The organism is Nonomuraea gerenzanensis (assembly GCF_020215645.1).
Classification (GTDB): Bacteria; Actinomycetota; Actinomycetes; order Streptosporangiales; family Streptosporangiaceae; genus Nonomuraea; species Nonomuraea gerenzanensis.
In genome coordinates this window covers 1,908,747-1,926,269 of the sequence record NZ_CP084058.1, presented here as the reverse complement: position 1 = coordinate 1,926,269, position 17,523 = coordinate 1,908,747, and the positions used below count along the sequence as shown (strand labels likewise).

Below are 17,523 nucleotides of genomic sequence, written 5' to 3'. Positions count from 1 at the left end.
ACCGCATGCCGAGCGGGCTCCGTCCGTTCTGGTCGTGATCAGTCTGTCAGGTCGGCGTGCCGTCCGGCACAACGGCCGGGCCGGTAGGTTGGCGGGAAGAACCCAGGAGGGCCCATTGACCGAGACCAGACTCACGCCCGGCGACGCCGCGCCGGAGTTCACGCTACCCACCGCCGACGGCGGCACCGTGTCACTCGACACCTACCGCGGCAAGCGGGTGATCCTCTATTTCTATCCTGCCGCGATGACTCCCGGTTGCACCAAGCAGGCCTGTGACTTCCGCGACAACCTGGCGCGGCTCACGGCCGAAGGTTTCGTCGTCCTCGGCGTGTCGAAGGACAAGCCGGAGAAGCTGGCCAAGTTCGCCGAGCGCGACGCGCTCACCTTCCCCCTGCTGTCCGACCCCGACCTGGCCGTGCACCAGGCGTACGGCGCGTACGGCACCAAGAAGCTCTACGGCAAGGAGGTCGTGGGGGTGATCCGGTCGACGTTCGTCATCGACGGCGACGGGAAGGTGGAGCAGGCGCTCTACAACGTGAAGGCGACGGGCCACGTGGCCTCGCTCACGAAGAAGCTCGGCCTCTCCTGACCGCCTGTGGGCCCTCCGTCCAGGAGGGCCCCGGCGAAGGTCTCCGCGTCGTCACAATCGCCTCCGGCTCCCATGCGGAGCGCTAAACTGTGTCCAGCCCGCTGCGGCGGGGGATGCGCGGGCGTGGCGAAATGGCATACGCGGCAGGTTTAGGTCCTGTTGGTGGAGACACTGTGGGGGTTCGAGTCCCCCCGCCCGCACACCTGTCAGCCCGTGTACGTGGGCTCCGGAAGCAGATCGTCCTCCGGGACGGGCTCCACCTCGGCCGGCGGCGGCAGCACGCAGTAGCCGTGGTCCTCACCCGCGTAACATTCCGGCCCCATCCGTCCGGGGCCCCAGTCGTGGTGCCGGCCCCAGCCCGGCGCCTCCATCCACACGTCGTACCTGTCGCCGTCGTCGGCCAGGTCGTTGAAGGCCGCCACGGTGACACCGCCGAGCAGGCCGCCGACGAAGAGCCCGGCCAGGGCGGCGCTCATGACCTGGGTGCGTCTGCGGCGCAGGAAGCCGCCGAACAGGGAGGAACCGCGCTCCCATGGGGCGGGTTCCGGCTGGGCGGGCGGGATGTAGGTATAGGCGTGATCAGCCTGTTCGCCGTACTTGAGCGGGCCCGGCTCGGGCAGCTCTCTGGTCGGCCCACTGGTCGGCCCACTGGTCGGCCCAGTATCGGGCCCAGTAGTCGGCTCCGACGGGGTCGGGTCGCGCGGCGCTTCCTCTTCGCCGCGCGACCCGGCGTCGCGATCATGATCCGCCATCACGATCTCCCTTTACTCGCCCCGCAAGGGGCGCTCCCAGTAATAGAGGATGCCAAAGCCACCGTAAGCCCCATGTAAGAGCAAATCCATGTAAGACCTGGGTCGTAGTCCTACTTCCGCCTCCAGGCGGACCAATGTCCCACCGGCGCTACATATCGTGATGATGTGTTCGGCAGGGTACGGGCGTGGTCCACGCGCCACGCGAAAATGGCCGGTGTCCTCAGGGTGGCCCCCCTGGGGGTGCTGTGCGCCCTCCTCGCGGTGCCGTTCGCGGCGACGACCCCGCCGGGGGGCGACGTCCTCCTCCACGTGGCCGGCTACCTGGGGCTCGCGGCGGCGCTGATCGTGCCGCTGTGGTGGCGTGACAGGCCGCTGACCTCGTTCGCCGTCGTGGCGCTGGTCAGCTTCGGGCAATGGCTGGCGGAGACCGCTCCGCAGCCCGCCAACCTCGCGGTGCTGGTGGCGCTGTGGGGGGTGGCCTACCAGTGCACGTTCCGGTGGGCGCTGGCCGCGTGCCTGGTGGCGGAGCTCGGGGTGTTCCTGGTGCTGCTCAACTGGGAGATGGCCACGTTCGGGATGTTCTTCAGCGGCTCGATCTTCGTGGTCACGGTCTGGCTGACCGGCCTGTACGCCAACACCCGCCGCCGCTACCTGGAGGGCCTGGAGGAGCGCGCCGAGCGGGCGGAACGCGAGCGCGACCAGCAGGCCAGGATGGCGGCGGCGGCCGAGCGCGCCAGGATCGCCAGGGAGCTGCACGACGTGGTGGCGCACAACGTCAGCGTCATGGTGGTCCAGGCCGACGGCGCGGGCTACGCCATGGACAGCGACCTGGAGCAGGCCCGCCTGGCCGTCAGGAACATCTCCAAGACCGGCCGCGCCGCGCTCGCCGAGATGCGCAGGCTGGTGGGCGTCCTGCGCGAGAACGAGGCGGTGGGCACCGACTACACCCCCCAGCCGGGCCTGGGCCAGCTGGCGGAGCTCGTCCACGACTCGGCCGTGCCGGCCAGCCTGCGGGTCGGCGGCGCGCCGGCCGAGCTGCCGGAGGGCCAGCAGCTCACGGTCTACCGCATCGTCCAGGAGGCGCTGACGAACGCGCTCAAGCACGGCGGCCCCGGTGTCGAGGCCGCCGTGGAGATCGACTACCTCGGCTCCGAGCTGCTCGTCCGCGTGACCGACAACGGCCGGGGCGCGGCGGCCCCGGTGAGCTCCGACGGGCACGGCCTGATCGGCATGCGTGAGAGGGTCGGCATGTACGGCGGCGCCGTCTCGGCGGGCCCCCGGCAGGGCGGCGGCTTCGAGGTGCTGGCCAGGTTGCCCATGGCGAAGGCGGCGTGAATGATCAGAGTGATGCTGGTCGACGACCAGGAGCTGTTGCGGGCCGGGTTCAGGATGGTGCTCGGGGCGCAGCCGGACATCGAGGTGGTGGCGGAGGCGGGTGACGGCGCCACCGCGCTGGAGATCCTGAAGACCACCGAGGTCGACGTGGTGCTGATGGACGTGCGCATGCCCGCCATGGACGGCGTGGAGGCCACCCGGCACATCGACGGGCCGAAGGTGCTCATCCTGACCACGTTCGACCTCGACGAGTACGCCTTCGCGGCGGTCAAGGCGGGCGCGGCCGGGTTCCTGCTGAAGGACGTGCCGCCGGCCGACCTGGTCAACGCCATCCGGGTGGTGCACGCGGGCGACTCCGTGGTGTCGCCGACCACGCTGCGCCGGATGCTCGACCGCTTCGCCGCGCAGCTCCCGACCGACGCGCCCCTGACGTCGGGGGTGGGCGAGCTGACGCCGCGCGAGCGGGAGGTGCTGCTCATGGTGGCGCGCGGCCTGTCCAACCTGGAGATCGCGGCGCGGCTGGAGGTGGCCGAGGCGACGGTCAAGACACATCTGGGGCGGGTGCTGGCCAAGCTGGGGCTGCGCGACCGGGCTCAGGTGGTGGTCTTCGCGTACGAGGCCGGGCTGGTGGTGCCCACGCATCGGCCGAAAGTCTGACCCGGGTCATCCACCGGCGCACATGAAGTCCCTCCTCAAGGCCCACAAGATCTGAAATTTCCACTCCTAGCGTGAGTCGCGGCTGCAAATCACGACAAGGAGTGAAAGTGACGCTCACTGAGACCCGGCGCCAGGCCCCGCCAGCCGTGGTGGCCACCGATCTGACCAAGGTGTACGGCCAGGGCGACGCCCAGGTGCACGCGCTGCGCGGGGTGAACGTGGCCTTCGCCACCGGGGCGTTCACCGCGATCATGGGCCCGTCGGGCTCCGGCAAGTCCACGCTCATGCACTGCCTGGCCGGCCTCGACGCCGCCACCTCCGGCACGGTGCACATCGGGGACGTGGAGCTGACCGGGCTCAGCGACAAGCGGCTCACGCTGCTGCGCCGGGAGCGGATCGGCTTCATCTTCCAGGCCTTCAACCTGCTGCCCACGCTCACCGCCGAGCAGAACATCCGCCTGCCCCTCGACATCGCCGCCCGCCAGGCCGACCAGGTGCTGTTCGACAAGGTGATCGAGACCGTCGGGCTGCGCGACCGGCTCTCGCACCGGCCGACCGAGCTGTCCGGCGGCCAGCAGCAGCGGGTGGCCGTGGCCAGGGCGCTCATCAGCAAGCCCCAGGTCATCTTCGCCGACGAGCCCACGGGCAACCTGGACTCGCGCAGCGGCGCCGAGGTGCTCTCCTTCCTGCGGGCCTCGGTGCGCGAGCTGGGCCAGACCATCGTCATGGTGACGCACGACCCGGTGGCGGCCTCGTACGCCGACCGCGTGGTGTTCCTGCGCGACGGCGAGCTGGTCACCGAGCTGGCCGCGCCCACGCCGCAGAGCGTGCTGGACACCCTCGTCCGGCTGGAGGCGTGAGGTGATCAGGACCGCGCTGGCCGGGCTGCGCGCGCACCGGCTCAGGCTGCTGCTCACCTCGCTGGCCATCATGCTGGGGGTGGGCTTCATCGCGGGCACGTTCGTGCTGAACGACACGGTCGAGGCCGGCTTCGCCCAGCGCGTCACGGCCGACGCGGGCAAGGTGGACGTGGCCGTGCTGCCCGCGAAGTCCGACGGGACGGTGCCCGAGGAGGTGCTGGAGCGCGTGCGCGCGCTGCCCGGCGTGACCGAGGCCCAGGGGCTGATCAGGGCGAGCGCGCCCGTGCTCGGCAAGCACGGCAAGGTCGTGGGCAACCTGCCCACCACCGGCCTGTCGATCGTGCGCGGCCCGCTCGACCGCTCCGACGTCGTCTCCGGCACCGGCCCCGGCACCGACGACGGCGCCGCCGTCCTGGACGAGAACACCGCCAAGGCCCAGGGCTTCCGGCTCGGCGACACGATCACCGTGCTCGACCACGAGCAGCGGCGGCACCAGTTCAGGCTGGTCGGCCTGATCGACACCGGTGTGGACCAGCTGCTGGCCTACACCGGCGCGGTCGGCTTCACCCCGGCCGTCGCCCAGCGCATGACGGGCGCGCAGGGGTACGCCGAGATCGACGTGGCGGGCACGGTGTCGAAGCAGGCCGTCGCGGCGGCCGTCGGCGGCTCGTACACCGTCAAGACGGGCGCCGAGCTGGCCGACGACCTGGGCGCCGCGGCCGGCGTCCAGACGCAGATGCTCACGCTGGGCCTGCTGCTGTTCGGCGTGGTGGCGATGATGGTGGCCGCGCTGGTCATCTACAACACCTTCAACATCCTCGTCGCCCAGCGCACGCGCGAGATGGCGCTGCTGCGCTGCATCGGGGCCACGCGCGGGCAGGTGTTCGGCTCGATCCTGCTGGAGTCCGCCCTCGTCGGCCTGCTGGCCTCCGCGCTGGGCCTGCTCATCGGGTACGGCCTGGCGACGGTCACGCTGACCGTGCTCGGCGCGCTCGACGCCCCGCTGCCCACGGATGCGGCCGTCTCGCTCACCCCGGTCACCATCGCCACCGGGCTGGCCGTGGGGCTGGTCGTCACGGTGTGCGCGGCGCTGCTGCCCGCCCGCTCCGCCACCCGCGTGCCGCCGATCGCGGCGCTGCGCAGCCAGGCGGAGGAGCAGACGTTCCGCGCGGGCCTGGCGCGCGCCGGCTTCGCGGGGCTGTTCCTGGTGGCGGGTCTGGGCGCGACGGGCTTCGGCGTGTTCGGGCTCGAACCCGGCGAGGCCGCGCTCTTCGTCGTCATGGGCGGGGGCACGCTGACCTTCCTGGCGGTGCTCATCCTGGGCCCGGCGCTGGTCCGGCCGCTGAGCGCGTTGGTGGGCTGGGCCCCGAGGCGGCTGTTCGGCGTGCCGGGCCGCCTGGCGGTGGACAACTCGGGACGCAACCCGAGGCGGGCCGCCACCACCACGGTCGCGCTGACGATCGGCGTGACGCTGATGACCCTGATCACGGTGGTCACCGCGTCCACCAGGCTGACCATGACGGTGAAGCTGGACGAGCAGTTCCCCGTCGACTACCTGCTGGCCACCCAGGAGCGCGAGTCCGTGATCCCGAGGTCCGTGGCCGGGGAGCTGCGCGGCCGGCCTGAGCTGGCCTCGGTGGCGACGATCCGCGAGGTCAGCACCACGGTGAACGGCGAGCGCGTGGACGCGGGGACGTTCAGCGGCGGCATGGAGCCGCAGGCGTCCGAGGGCTCCATGCGGGGCTTCGGCCCGGGACAGGTGGCACTCGACGACGTCACAGTGGACAGGCTCGGCGTGCGGGTCGGCGACACGGTCGCGATGCGGACGAAGCACGCGGGCACCGTGTCGCTGAAGGTGGTCGCGATGCTCGACAGCTCGGAGTCCACGCTGCCGCCTGTCACGGTGGCGGAGCAGGCGTTCGAGTCGTACTTCGGCGCGGTGCCCGACTCCCGGGTGATGGTGGCCATCGCGGACGGCGTGTCCCCTGACACGGCCCGCGCCGTGGTGGACGCCGCCGCCGCGCCCTACCCGGCCGTGCAGGTGACCAGCTCGACGGAGGTGCGCGGGCAGTTCGACGAGACCCTCGACATGCTGCTCATGATCATTACCGGGCTGCTCGGACTGGCCGTCCTCATCTCGCTGCTGGGCATCGCGAACACGCTCTCCCTCTCCGTCCACGAACGGACCAGAGAGTCCGCCCTGCTGCGGGCGCTCGGCCTCAGCCGGCCGCAACTACGCCACATGCTGTCGGTCGAGGCGCTGATCCTCGGGCTGATCGGGGCGCTGGTGGGCGTGGTGCTGGGGCTGGTCTTCGGGTGGGCGGCGATGCGGGCGATGGTGGCGGGGGCGCTGTACTCGGTGCCCGTGGCGCAGGTCGCGCTGTTCGTGGTGCTGTCGGGGGTCGCGGGGGTGCTGGCGGCGGTGCTGCCTGCTCGCCGGGCCGCGCGGGCCTCGATCGTGGACTCCCTCGCTACGGGGTGACACCGGACGAACGTGCCGAAGTCGAATAAATACGAAAAACCCGGATAGAGGGTATCTGCGGGTCGGGCGTCTTATGGGGGCGGCGCCCGGCCTGGCTCTGCGGCGACCAGCGGGGCGTTCGGCCAGACTCCGCTCCTGCGCCAGCAGGGCCTCCGGCCCGGCCCTCGCTCACGCGGTCAGCGGGGCGTGCGGCCGGGCCCTTCTCAGGCGCTGTCCCCGCGGCTCAGCGGGGCGTGCGGCCGGGCCACAGCTCGGCCACGGTCTCCGGATCCAGCAGCGGGCGGGCCACCACCTCGCCCGTCGCCCGGTCGATCACCACGCAGCCACCGCCGGCCGTCTCCGGCAGCCGCGCCGGGTCGTCGGGCTCCAGGTCGCGCACCCACGCCACGTACCCACCGTCGAACGAGAACACCCCCACCGGCAGCGTCTCCGCCGCCGAGCGCACCCCGTTGTAGTACTCCTCGGCCACCGCCCTGGCATCCTCCAGGTTCATCGCGGCCGCCCCCGCCGGTCGAGTATCACGCAGAACACCCCGGTCACGGTCCGGTACGGCGGCTCGACCGCCATGTGCCCCCGCTGGGCGTCGATCCAGATCACCTCGCCGTCGAAGTTGACCGCGTTCCAGGCGTGGGAGCCACCGCCCGGCCAGCGCACCACGATGACGGCCGCCGCGCCGTGCCCGGCGTCGGACAGCCGCCGCGCGATCAGGGGGTAGGCGTGCCGCCCCTGGCCCGCGTACTGGAGGCGATGCCCCATCCAGCGCTCGATCCTGGCCACGCTCCCCTGCTCGCCGGTCAGCACGGGGCGGCCGATCCGGTCGTACTCGGGCAGTCTCGGCGCGGCCGTCGCGGGCTCGCCGTGCCAGGTGGACAGCACCGCCAGCGCGCAGTCGGCGGCGTTGGACGACCGGAACGGGTCGTCGGCGGGGCCGCCGCCGTTGACCAGGCGCACCCAGGTGCCGCGCGGGTCGGGGAACCGGGCCCCGGGGCGCAGTGCCTCGGCGAGGTCCCTCTCCACCTGCGGGTCCGGCTGAGCCAGCCCGCCCGGCACGCCGTACGGGCGGCTGTCGGCGAGCCTGGGCGGCCGGCGGGAGCCGTCGAACCAGTCCTCGCCCCAGCGGTCCTCGGGAGCGGCCACGTCCGGCTCCGAGCGGCCACCATCCCGCTCCTGACCGGCGGCCGGCCCGTGACCCGCCCACTCCTGACCTGCCACCGGGGCGTGGCCGGCCCGCGCCGGGTAGGCGGCCAGCTCGTAGTCGAGCCACCGCACGCCGTCGGCCACCACGGGGTTGTACTGCTCTGCTTGAAGGGCCCACCGGACACCCGGCTCGCGCTCGCGGGACACGGCCTGCCTCCTGTCATCTTCGACGACCGATCGTAGAGGCGACGCCGTGTCAAGGGGGCGAACTCCGCCGAGATTCTCCACCCCCGCCACTGCCTTTACCTGCTAAAACACCTCAAACCACGACCTCAGGCCACCTGCACGGTGACCGCATGCCAGCCGGTAGCGCCGTCGGGCGCGGGCGGGGCGAGCTGGTCGGTCTGGGTACGCCCGGCGGCGTCGGTCGCCCGCACCTCGATCGTGTGCTCGCCGGGCGTCGCCGTCCAGTCGATCGCCCACTGCCGCCACGTGTCCGGCCCGGGCACCTCCGCCAGCCTGGCCTGCCGCCACTGCCCGCGGTCCACGCGCACCTCCACCGCGTCCACCCCCGTGTGCTGCGCCCATGCCACCCCGGCGATCGTGGTGGCGCCCGCCTTCAGCGAGCCGCCCGCCCTCGGCACGTCGATGCGCGACTGCGTCTTGATCGGGCCCCTGGCGGACCAGCCTCGCGGCGTCCAGTACGCCTCGTCCCGGTCGAACCGCGTCACCTTGATGTCCACCACCCACTTGGTGGCCGACACGTAGCCGTACAGACCGGGCACCACCTGCCGCACGGGGAACCCGTGGTCGACGGGCAGCACCTCGCCGTTCATCGCCACCGCGAACAGCGCGTCCCGGCCGTCCATCACCACGTCCAGCGGGGTGCCGCAGGTGAAGCCGTCGGCCGAGGTGGACAGCAGCATGTCGGCGTCGGACCTCAGCCCGGCGCGGCGCAGCACGTCGGCCATCCGGGCGCCCAGCCAGCGGGCGTTGCCCACGTACGGGCCGCCGACCTCGTTGGAGACGCAGGTCAGCGTGACGTCCGCCTCGGTGAGCGGCAGCTTCAGGAGGTCGGCGAAGGTGAGCTCGACGGGGCGGTCCACCATGCCGTGGATGCGCAGCGTCCAGTCGGAGGGGTCCACCTGGGGGACGACCAGGGCGGTGTCGACGCGGTAGAAGTCCTTGTTCGGCGTCACGAACGGCGACAGCCCGCCGATCCTCAGGTCCGCCCCGGCCGGTAGGGCCTTGGCGGGGGTCGCCGGCCTGGGCAGCCGCACCCCGGTCCGCGCCGCGTCCACGGCCTGCCTGCCACCCAGCTGCTGCCCCAGCACCGCACCCACACCGGCCACCACCACACCCCCGGCCACGCCGGTCAGCAACCGCCTCCGGTCGAACGTGGGCGCCTCGCCCCCGGCCCGCATGACCGCCGGCCGCTCCGCCACTAGGCCGCCGCCGCTCCGTGGCGCCGCCTCCTGGCCGCTGTCGTCCTGCGGCGCCGTCTCCGCACCGCTGCCGTTCCCTGGCACCGCCTCCGGGCCGCCGCCGTCCTGCGGCGCCGCCTTCACGCCGCTGCCGTTTGCAGCCCCGCCGGACGCAGCCCCGCCGGACGCAGCCCCGCCGGACGCGGTGCCGGCCGGCGCCGTCCCGGTGTCGCCTCTCACCGCCCGCCGCAACAACCACCCCAAAGCCCAAGCCCCGACCACCACCCCCACCACGGTCGGCACCACATCGAGCCCCCCAGCGTCCGGCCGGGTGACCACCGCCGAAGCACCGACCACCCCGAACACCGCGAACCCCAGATACCCGACCACCACCCGCCCCCGCGCCACCACCCCGATGAGCGCGGCCACGCAGGCGAGCACCACGAGCACCCCGCCCACCAGCACGGCCTTGTCGTTCTCACCGAACGTACGGATGGCGAAGTCCTTGACCGGAGCAGGCGTCAGATCGACGGTCGCATCACCGACCGCCACCACGGGAAACGTCGTGGGCCCCACGATCCCGGCCACCAGCTGCGCGACCCCGAGCGCCACGCCCCCGGAGACCAATCCCGCCAGGGCCCCCGCCCACGCGGGGACCGTTGAGTTTCTCTGCACAAGCACGACGCTACGTCCCCTCGGGCAGAGCAATTCTTACGCGCGGGTTACGACGCGAGCAGCTCCCGCACCACGGGCGCCAGCGCGCGGAAGGCGCGGCCCCGGTGGCTGATCGCGTCTTTCTCCTCGGGGGCCAGCTCGGCGGTGGTGCGGGTCTCCCCCTCCGGCACGAAGATCGGGTCGTAGCCGAAGCCGCCGGACCCCCGGGGCGTACGGACGAGGCTGCCCGGCAGCGTGCCCTCCACCACCCGGAACTCCCCGGACGGCAGCGCGAGCGCGGCGGCGCAGGCGAAGTGGGCGGTCAGCTTGTCGTCGGGCACGTCGGAGACCTGGGCGAGGAGCAGCTCCAGGTTGGCGCGGTCGTCGCCGTGGCGGCCCGCCCAGCGGGCGGAGAAGACGCCCGGCATGCCGTTGAGCACGTCGACGCAGAGCCCCGAGTCGTCGGCCACGGCCGGCAGCCCCGAGCCCTGGGCGACGGCGTGCGCCTTGAGCAGGGCATTCTCCTCGAAGGTGACCCCGGTCTCGGCGACGTCGCCGATCGAGGGGAACGCTTCGAGCCCGACGATGTCGAACCCGGCGAGGATGCGGCGCAGCTCCGCGATCTTGCCCGCGTTGCGGGTGGCGAGCACGATCTTCATGACCGCAGGGCCTCCTGCTGGATCAGGGTCAGCTCCGCGCAGCCGGCCACGGCCAGGTCGAGGAGCTGGTCGAGCACGCCGCGGTCGAACGGCGCGCCCTCGGCGGTGCCCTGGACCTCGACGAACTTGCCGTCGCCCGTCATCACCACGTTCATGTCGGTCTCGGCGGCGACGTCCTCGGTGTAGCAGAGGTCGAGCATCGGCACGGCGCCGACCACGCCGACGGAGACGGCGGCGACCGAGCCGATCAGCGGGTCGCCGGGGCACATGCGGCGCTCGCGCATCCAGGCGACCGCGTCGGCCAGCGCGACGTAGGCGCCGGTGATGGCGGCGGTCCGGGTGCCGCCGTCGGCCTGCAGAACGTCGCAGTCGAGCAGAATGGAGTTTTCCCCCAGCGCCTTGTAATCGACGCAGGCGCGCAGTGAACGGCCGATCAACCGGGAAATCTCATGGGTGCGCCCGCCGATTTTGCCGCGGACCGATTCACGATCGTTACGTGTATTGGTCGCCCGCGGCAACATCGCGTATTCGCCCGTAACCCAGCCCTGGCCGCTGCCCCGGCGCCACCGTGGCACGCTGTCCTGGACCGATGCCGCGCACAACACCCGGGTGCCGCCGAATTCGACCAGCACCGACCCCTCGGCATGCGTCAGCCATTGCCTGGTGATGGTGATGGTGCGTAGCTGGTCAGGGTTGCGGCCATCCTGTCTGGACATGCAGATCACCCTATCTCCGCGCCACGACGCTCTTGACCAAATGTGTCCGCCACATGGATCCTTACGCAATGACAACGGGGGTGTTGCGAAACCCTGACTTCCTCCGGTTCCTCAGTTCGCATGTGGCGAACGAGCTTGGGGCGAATATCTCGCGTGTGGCCCTTCCGCTGGTAGCCGTGCTGGTGCTGCATGCCGGGCCCGCGGAGGTGGGGCTGCTGTCGTCTCTGCAGACGGCGGCTTTTCTGTTGATCGGCCTGCCCACGGGGGTGTGGGTGGACCGGATGCGCAAGCGCCGGGTGATGATGGTCTCGGACCTGGTCAAGGTCGTGCTGCTGGGGAGCATACCGGTGGCGGCCACGTTCGGGGTGCTGACGATCGAGCTGATGTTCGTGGTGGCGCTGCTGGCGGGGGTGTCGCAGGTCTTCAACGACGTGGCCGACCAGACGTACCTGCCGCATCTGGTCAGCACGCCGCAGCTCAGCGACGGCAACGCCAAGCTGGAGGTCGTCCGGTCGGGAGCGTTCCTGGCGGGGCCGGGGGTGGGGGGCGTGCTGGTGCAGATGCTGGGCGCGCCACGCACGATCGTCGTCACCGCGATCGGCGCGCTGGCCTCCGTGTTCCTGCTGCTGGCCATCAAGGTGCCGGACAAGCCGCCCGCCGACACCGAGCACGGGCCGCTGCTGCGGGGGATCCGCGAGGGCTTGTCGTACGTGTGGCGCAACCGGCTGTTACGGGCGTTCGTCGCCTCGTCGGGCATCAACAACCTGTGTGTGAGCGGCGTGCTGGGCCTGTCGGTGCTGTTCCTGGCCGAGACCGTCAGGTTGTCACCGGGCGCCGTTGGCGTGCTGCTGATGTCCGGCGGCATCGGCGGCGTGCTGGGCGGGCTGACCGGCGGCTGGCTGTCGAGGCGGCTCGGCAGCGCCAGGGCGACCTGGCTGGCCATCCTGATCGGCGCCCCGTCCGGCCTGCTGCTGCCCATGACGCAGGCCGACTGGCGGGTGGTGTGCTTCGCCATCACCTCGATGGTGATCTCCTGGGCGGCGACCATGTCGAACGTCGGCCAGACCACCTACCGGCAGACCGTCACCCCCCCGCACCTGCTCGGCCGGGTCAACGCGTCGGTGCGCTTCGTGACCTGGGGGGCGATGCCGCTGGGCGCGCTGTTCGGCGGGCTGGTCGCGCAGCAGCTCGGCGTGCGGGAGGCGCTGTGGCTGCTGATGATCGGCCGGATGGCGGCGTTCGTGCCGCTGCTGTTCTCGCCGCTGCCGCACGTGCGCGACTACACCGACCTGCAGGCGACGGCCTGACGCCGGCGTCAGGCCCGGTATCAGGCGAGGTCGTAGACGGCGCCGCTGCGGGCCAGCTCCACCGGCCCGGCGAACCCGCCGCCCGCGGCCTCCTCCAGCACGGTGGCCTGGTCGTTCCACGGGACGAGGTGGGTCAGCACCAGCCTGCCCACGTCGGCCTTGGCCGCGTGCTCGGCCGCCTGGCGGCCGGTCAGGTGCAGGTCGGGAGGCAGGTCGGGGCCCTCCACGAACGACGCCTCGCACAGCAGCAGATCGACGCCGGTGGCCAGCTTGACCAGCTCGTTCGACTCGCCGGTGTCACCGGAGTAGGCCACGCTCCTGCCGCCGTTGGCGACCCGGAACCCGTACGCCTCGACCGGGTGGTTGACCAGCCCGGCGGTGAGCGTGAACGGCCCGATCTCGTACGCGCCCGGCGTCAGCGCCACGAACTCGAACGCGGTCTCCAGCCCGGGCTCCTCCGGCATGCCGTACGCGGCCGCCAGGCGGCCGGGCGCGCCGGCGGGCGCGTAGACCGGCACGAGAGGGTACGGCGCCGCGGGCCCGTACGTCCTGGCCACGTGGTAGCCGCAGATGTCGAGACAATGGTCGGCATGCAGGTGCGATAGGCAGATGGCGTCCACGTCGTACAGGCCGATGTGGCGTTGCAGCGCGCCCAGTGACCCGCTGCCGAGGTCGAGCAGCAGCCTGAACCCGTCGGCTTCGAGAAGGTAGCAGGATGCGGGGCTGTCGGGGCCGGGGTAGCTCCCGGAACAACCGACGATGGTCACCTTCATGTGGGCCTCCCGTTATAGGTAGTACCCCCCACTGGTGCGACTTCGACCACGTCGATCTCCGGGCCCAGGAATCGTCGCCCGAGCCGGGCGAAGAGCAGGGAGTCGCCGGTGGCGCGGAAGCGGTGCCGGGGGGTGGCTCCGACCCGCGCCGCCAGATCGCGGTCGTGCAGGATCCGGTAGACGTCCTTGGCCGTCTCGTCCGCGCTGGAGATCAGCGTGACCCCTTCACCGGTGACGTAGGAGATGGCGCCGGTGAGCAGCGGGTAGTGCGTGCAGCCGAGGATGAGCGTGTCGCACCCGGCGGCCCTGATGGGCTCCAGGTACTCGCGCACGACCTCGATGAGCTCGTCGCTCATCGTCTCTCCGCGCTCGACGTAGTCCACCAGGCGTGGGGCGGCCACGCCGGTGAGCTGGACGTCGGGCGCCGCGGTGAAGGCGTCGTGATAGGCCAGGGAGTCGATGGTGGCCCTGGTGGCGATCACGCCGACCCTGCCGTTACGGGTGGCGCGCACCGCCCGCCTGGTGGCCGGCATGATCACCTCGACTACGGGGACGTCGTAGCGCTCGCGGGCGTCGCGCAGCACGGCGGAGCTGGCGCTGTTGCACGCGATCACGAGCATCTTGACGTCCTGCTCGACCAGGTGGTCCATGACCTCCAGGGCGTAGGCGCGCAGCTCCGCGAGGCGTTTGGGCCCATAGGGCTGATGGGCCGTGTCGGCCACGTACGTGATCGATTCGTGGGGCAGCTGGTCGATGATCGCACGGGCGACCGTCAGGCCGCCGACCCCGCTGTCGAAGATCCCAATACTCGCGTCCGGCACGCTCTAGAGGGTAGGCGACCTGCACGATCAACACTGCGTAAGAATGCTCACACTGCGACACGCGTGGCGGAAAAGGCTGTTGCCTTGCTCACAGTAAGCCCGCATAAAGCGCGATATTTCAGCCCCTTCCGACGCGGGCGAGCTGGCGCGACTGGGCGATGAGCCGGCCGGTGGAGTCGCGTACCTCGACCTCCTCGTCGAACCAGCCGTCGGAGATCAGCCGGCCGCTGCCGACGAGCGTCAGCCAGCCGGGCGCGGGCAGCGCGCGCAGGTGCCAGGTGAGGTCCACGGTGGGCGCCCAGCCGCGCATCCCCGCGGAGAACACCACGGGCGGCAGCACGTCCACGGCCAGCGCCAGCACGTACGGGTCGGGGTCCTGCGGCTCGGCCATCCTGAAGTAGGCCCGCGACTCCGGCCGGCCGCTGGGCTCGCCCTTCAGCCAGCCGATGGTGGGCGGGTCGAAGAGCAGCTCCAGCTGGGCGTTCAACGTCATGCCCGACTCCGGCTTGGGGTCGGGCAGCTTGGCGCACTCCTCGATCGGCGGCATGCCGGGCGCCGCCGCACCGCTGTAGACGGGCTCGACGTCCTGGAGCGTGGCCGTCGTGATCAGCCCCTCGATGTGCGCCACCCCGTCCTGCACCAGCGTCGCCCTGGCGAACGCGGCCGTCCTGCCCGCCTTCAGCGGCTCGATCCTGACCTGCGCGGGCCCGGGGACCGGCGCCTTCAGGAACTGGGCCGTCTGGCTCACGGGGTGCTCGAACGGCGAGGCGTCCACCGCCGCACGCAGGATCACGGCCATCAGGTAGCCACCGTTGAGCGGGCCGCCGATCGCGTACCCGGGGTCGAGACACACGTCGTAGGTGTTCTCGTCCACCCTGATCGCCTGCGTGGCCTCGTCGAACTTGCTCATCCGCCCTGCCTCATATCTGGAACTATGTTCTAGACACTCTAGAGCATTCTTCCCTCAGCGCGCCTACCTGCGAAAACACGATTCGGCTGACAACGTTTGATCATGGCAAGTGTCACCGAACTCATCGGTCAGTCCGTTTGGGACTCCAACGGGGTGTGGGTCGGTTTCGTGGTGGACATCCGGGTCGTCAAGCACCGGGGCGAGCTCCAGCAGAGCCACACGGTGTACGGGCTGGTGGTCTCCGTGCGCCGCGCCCCGCTCCTGCTCGGCCTCACCCGTGATCGCCAGGGCCGATCGGCCTGGCTCTCGCAGGCGCTGGCGCGCCTGGTCTACGCCGGCTGCACATTCGTGCCCTGGGAGAACGTCATCGACTACGGCGACGGCGAGGTGCACATCGATGTCCTGCGAAAAGAGCTGAACAGGGTCTAATTCCAACTTCAGCACATTGCAAGCGCCCGTCTAGCAACATCAGATACTTTCTCTGTGGTCAAAAGTCCACATTGTGAGTTGAGTGATGTCTGCGAACAATCCCCCCTATGGCCAGGATCCTGACCGGACCACGGCGTACAACTGGAACCAGGGGCAGCCGGAGCAGCAGCCGACGGCTCAGTATCCGGGCCCGCCCTACCCGCCGCAGCAGCCGTACCAGCAGCAGCAGTACGGCCAGCCGCAGTACGACGCTCAAGGTCAGGGTGCCTACGGTCAGCAGGCGTCGTACGGCCAGCAGCCCTCCTACGGCCCCCAGTACGGGCAGCAGCAGCCCTCCTACGGCGGCGCACCCCAGTACGGCGGCCAGCAAGGCCAGCAGCAGCAGCAGGGCTGGCAGCAGCAACAGCAACCCCAGCAGGGCTGGCAGCAGGAGCAGGTCGGCTGGCAGGACCAGGGTGGTTGGCAGCAGCAGGGCCAGTACGCCCAGGGCGGCTGGCAGCAGCAGGGCCCCGACGGTTTCGGCGGCCAGGAGCCGGCCAAGAAGGGCCGCAAGAGCTGGATCATCGCCGTCGCGGCGGCACTCGCCGTGATCCTGCTCGGCGGCGGCGCGGTCTGGGCCGTGGGCGCCTTCGGCGGTGGCGGCACCCAGCCGAACGACGTGCTCCCCGCGAACTCGATCGCCTACGCCCGCCTCGACCTGGACCCGGCCGCGAACCAGAAGCTGGCGCTGTTCCAGCTCGCCGGCAAGTTCACGGTCACCAAGGACGCCTTCACCGGCGAGGACCCGCGCAAGGCGCTGTTCGACCTGATCAACGACCAGGACTCCGACAGCAAGCTGGACTTCGCCAAGGACGTCGACCCGTGGCTGGGCAGCCGGCTCGGCGTCGCCGCCGTCCCCTCCGGCAAGGAGGAGCCCGATCTCGCGGTGGCCGTGCAGGTCAAGGACCAGGAGCTGGCCAAGGCCGGCCTCGCCAAGCTCATGGAGGGCGAGAAGTACGGCGTGGCCTTCCGCGAGGACTACGCGCTGCTCAGCACCACCCAGGCGCTGGCCGACAAGTACGCCAGGAGCGAGGGCAGCCTGTCCGACAACCCCGAGTTCGACGAGGACATGGGCGCGGTCGGCGAGCAGGGCGTGCTGTCGTTCTGGGCCGACATGGGCGGCCTCGTCGAGCTGGCCAAGAAGGAGATCCCCGCCGACCAGCAGGCGGCCGTCGACCAGGTCAAGGACGCCAGGTTCGCCGGCGCGCTGCGCTTCGACAGCGCCTACGTCGAGCTGGCCGGCCTCGTGCGCGGCGCCAAGGGCATGGCCCCGCAGGGCGAGCTGCCCAAGGCCGACCTCGGCACCCTGCCCGCCTCCACGGCCGGCGCGCTGTCGATCTCCGGGCTCGACCAGGTCGTCACCAAGCAGTGGGCCGAGATCGAGAAGCAGGCCACGGCGGCCGGCAGCACCGAGATCAGCCAGATGCTGCAGCAGGCCAAGACGCAGTTCGGCCTGGAGCTGCCCGGCGACCTGGCCACGGTCTTCGGCAAGAACTTCACGATCGCCGTCGACAGCGAGGGCCTGGACAGCGACCAGATCAAGGGCGGCGTGCGGGTGATGACCGACCCGGCCAAGGCGCAGGCCATCCTCGACAAGGTCCAGGCGGCGCTGACGCAGAGCGGCGGTGCCGCCCCGCAGATCGCCAAGGTCTCCGGTGACGGCGTCTTCACGGTGGCCACCACCGACGCGTACGCCAAGCAGCTGGCCGGGGAGGGCACGCTGGGCGACTCGGAGACGTTCCAGACCGCGATCCCCAACGCGGCCGACGCGAACTACGCGTTCTTCGTGGACCTCGACAAGGTCGAGAAGCTCTACCTGGCCTCCATGGAGGGCGACGACAAGGCCAACGCCGAGGTGCTGCGCGCCGTCGGGATGAGTGGCACGCAGACCGACACCGAGGCGACGTTCTCGCTGCGGCTGCTGTTCAACTGAGGGCGGTAGAACGAAGGGGCGGCCGGTCGATGACGACCGGCCGCCC

At 71.3% G+C, this 17,523-nt stretch carries 17 protein-coding genes and 1 tRNA gene; 9 read left to right on the top strand and 9 right to left on the bottom strand.

The features are described from left to right. Nucleotides 1-115: 115 nt before the first annotated feature. On the top strand, nt 116-589 hold the full coding sequence (bcp, locus tag LCN96_RS09385) for a thioredoxin-dependent thiol peroxidase (protein ID WP_225272201.1): 474 nt from the start codon (nt 116-118) through the stop codon (nt 587-589). Between the two features lie 117 nt (nt 590-706). Further along, a tRNA-Leu gene (locus LCN96_RS09380) sits at nt 707-789 on the top strand. 6 nt (nt 790-795) lie between these two features. Here LCN96_RS09380 and LCN96_RS09375 read toward each other — a convergent pair. After that, entirely contained in the window at nt 796-1,341 is a 546-nt protein-coding gene (locus LCN96_RS09375) for a hypothetical protein (protein ID WP_225272200.1), read from the bottom strand. 165 nt (nt 1,342-1,506) lie between these two features. Here LCN96_RS09375 and LCN96_RS09370 point away from each other — a divergent pair, with 165 nt between their 5' ends. The 4 genes from LCN96_RS09370 to LCN96_RS09355 all read left to right on the top strand — a co-directional run bounded on the left by LCN96_RS09370 (nt 1,507) and on the right by LCN96_RS09355 (nt 6,675). Next, a complete protein-coding gene (locus LCN96_RS09370; RefSeq protein WP_449867089.1) occupies nt 1,507-2,676 on the top strand; it encodes a sensor histidine kinase in 1,170 nt (389 codons plus the stop codon). Next, nucleotides 2,677-3,333, top strand: a complete 657-nt coding sequence (locus LCN96_RS09365; RefSeq protein WP_225272198.1) for a response regulator transcription factor — start codon at nt 2,677-2,679, stop codon at nt 3,331-3,333. Between the two features lie 107 nt (nt 3,334-3,440). Further along, nucleotides 3,441-4,193: an ABC transporter ATP-binding protein gene (locus LCN96_RS09360; protein WP_225272197.1), complete on the top strand. Its 753-nt coding sequence runs from the start codon at nt 3,441-3,443 to the stop codon at nt 4,191-4,193. 1 nt (nt 4,194) lies between these two features. Further along, entirely contained in the window at nt 4,195-6,675 is a 2,481-nt protein-coding gene (locus tag LCN96_RS09355) for an ABC transporter permease (RefSeq protein ID WP_225272196.1), read from the top strand. Nucleotides 6,676-6,898: 223 nt separating this feature from the next. Here the strand turns inward: LCN96_RS09355 and LCN96_RS09350 are convergent, their stop codons facing one another. From LCN96_RS09350 to rph, 5 genes are all read right to left on the bottom strand, one after another. Next, nucleotides 6,899-7,168: a hypothetical protein gene (locus LCN96_RS09350; RefSeq protein ID WP_225272195.1), complete on the bottom strand. Its 270-nt coding sequence runs from the start codon at nt 7,166-7,168 to the stop codon at nt 6,899-6,901. After that, nucleotides 7,165-8,019 carry a toxin glutamine deamidase domain-containing protein gene (locus LCN96_RS09345; RefSeq protein ID WP_225272194.1) on the bottom strand — a complete coding sequence of 285 codons (855 nt, stop codon included), beginning with the start codon at nt 8,017-8,019 and terminating at the stop codon, nt 7,165-7,167. Before LCN96_RS09345 ends, LCN96_RS09350 begins: the two co-directional genes overlap by 4 nt. Nucleotides 8,020-8,144: 125 nt before the next feature. After that, entirely contained in the window at nt 8,145-9,911 is a 1,767-nt protein-coding gene (locus LCN96_RS09340; protein WP_225272193.1) for a molybdopterin-dependent oxidoreductase, read from the bottom strand. Between the two features lie 47 nt (nt 9,912-9,958). Beyond that, nucleotides 9,959-10,549 (bottom strand): RdgB/HAM1 family non-canonical purine NTP pyrophosphatase, encoded by a 591-nt coding sequence (gene rdgB, locus LCN96_RS09335; protein ID WP_225272192.1) that lies wholly within the window; start codon nt 10,547-10,549, stop codon nt 9,959-9,961. Continuing rightward, a complete protein-coding gene (gene rph, locus LCN96_RS09330) occupies nt 10,546-11,265 on the bottom strand; it encodes a ribonuclease PH (RefSeq protein WP_225272191.1) in 720 nt (239 codons plus the stop codon). The genes rdgB and rph overlap by 4 nt, the downstream gene beginning before the upstream one ends. 53 nt (nt 11,266-11,318) lie before the next feature. Between rph and LCN96_RS09325 the strand changes: the two genes are divergently transcribed. Continuing rightward, nucleotides 11,319-12,572, top strand: coding sequence for an MFS transporter (locus LCN96_RS09325; RefSeq protein ID WP_311132246.1), 1,254 nt, complete (start codon nt 11,319-11,321; stop codon nt 12,570-12,572). 20 nt (nt 12,573-12,592) lie between these two features. Here the strand turns inward: LCN96_RS09325 and LCN96_RS09320 are convergent, their stop codons facing one another. The 3 genes from LCN96_RS09320 to LCN96_RS09310 all read right to left on the bottom strand — a co-directional run bounded on the left by LCN96_RS09320 (nt 12,593) and on the right by LCN96_RS09310 (nt 15,076). Then, nucleotides 12,593-13,345 carry an MBL fold metallo-hydrolase gene (locus LCN96_RS09320; RefSeq protein WP_225272189.1) on the bottom strand — a complete coding sequence of 251 codons (753 nt, stop codon included), beginning with the start codon at nt 13,343-13,345 and terminating at the stop codon, nt 12,593-12,595. Further along, complete coding sequence (gene murI / locus LCN96_RS09315) at nt 13,342-14,166, bottom strand: glutamate racemase (RefSeq protein ID WP_225272188.1); 825 nt, start codon at nt 14,164-14,166, stop codon at nt 13,342-13,344. Before murI ends, LCN96_RS09320 begins: the two co-directional genes overlap by 4 nt. A 118-nt stretch (nt 14,167-14,284) precedes the next feature. Continuing rightward, nucleotides 14,285-15,076, bottom strand: a complete 792-nt coding sequence (locus LCN96_RS09310) for a thioesterase family protein (RefSeq protein WP_225272187.1) — start codon at nt 15,074-15,076, stop codon at nt 14,285-14,287. A gap of 102 nt (nt 15,077-15,178) precedes the next feature. Between LCN96_RS09310 and LCN96_RS09305 the strand changes: the two genes are divergently transcribed. Both LCN96_RS09305 and LCN96_RS09300 read left to right on the top strand, forming a co-directional pair. Continuing rightward, the gene (locus tag LCN96_RS09305; protein WP_225272186.1) at nt 15,179-15,505 is read left to right on the top strand and encodes a hypothetical protein; all 327 of its coding nucleotides are present in this window, start codon (nt 15,179-15,181) and stop codon (nt 15,503-15,505) included. An 85-nt stretch (nt 15,506-15,590) separates the two neighbouring features. Then, on the top strand, nt 15,591-17,477 hold the full coding sequence (locus tag LCN96_RS09300; RefSeq protein WP_225272185.1) for a DUF3352 domain-containing protein: 1,887 nt from the start codon (nt 15,591-15,593) through the stop codon (nt 17,475-17,477). The last annotated feature ends 46 nt before the right edge of the window (nt 17,478-17,523 follow it).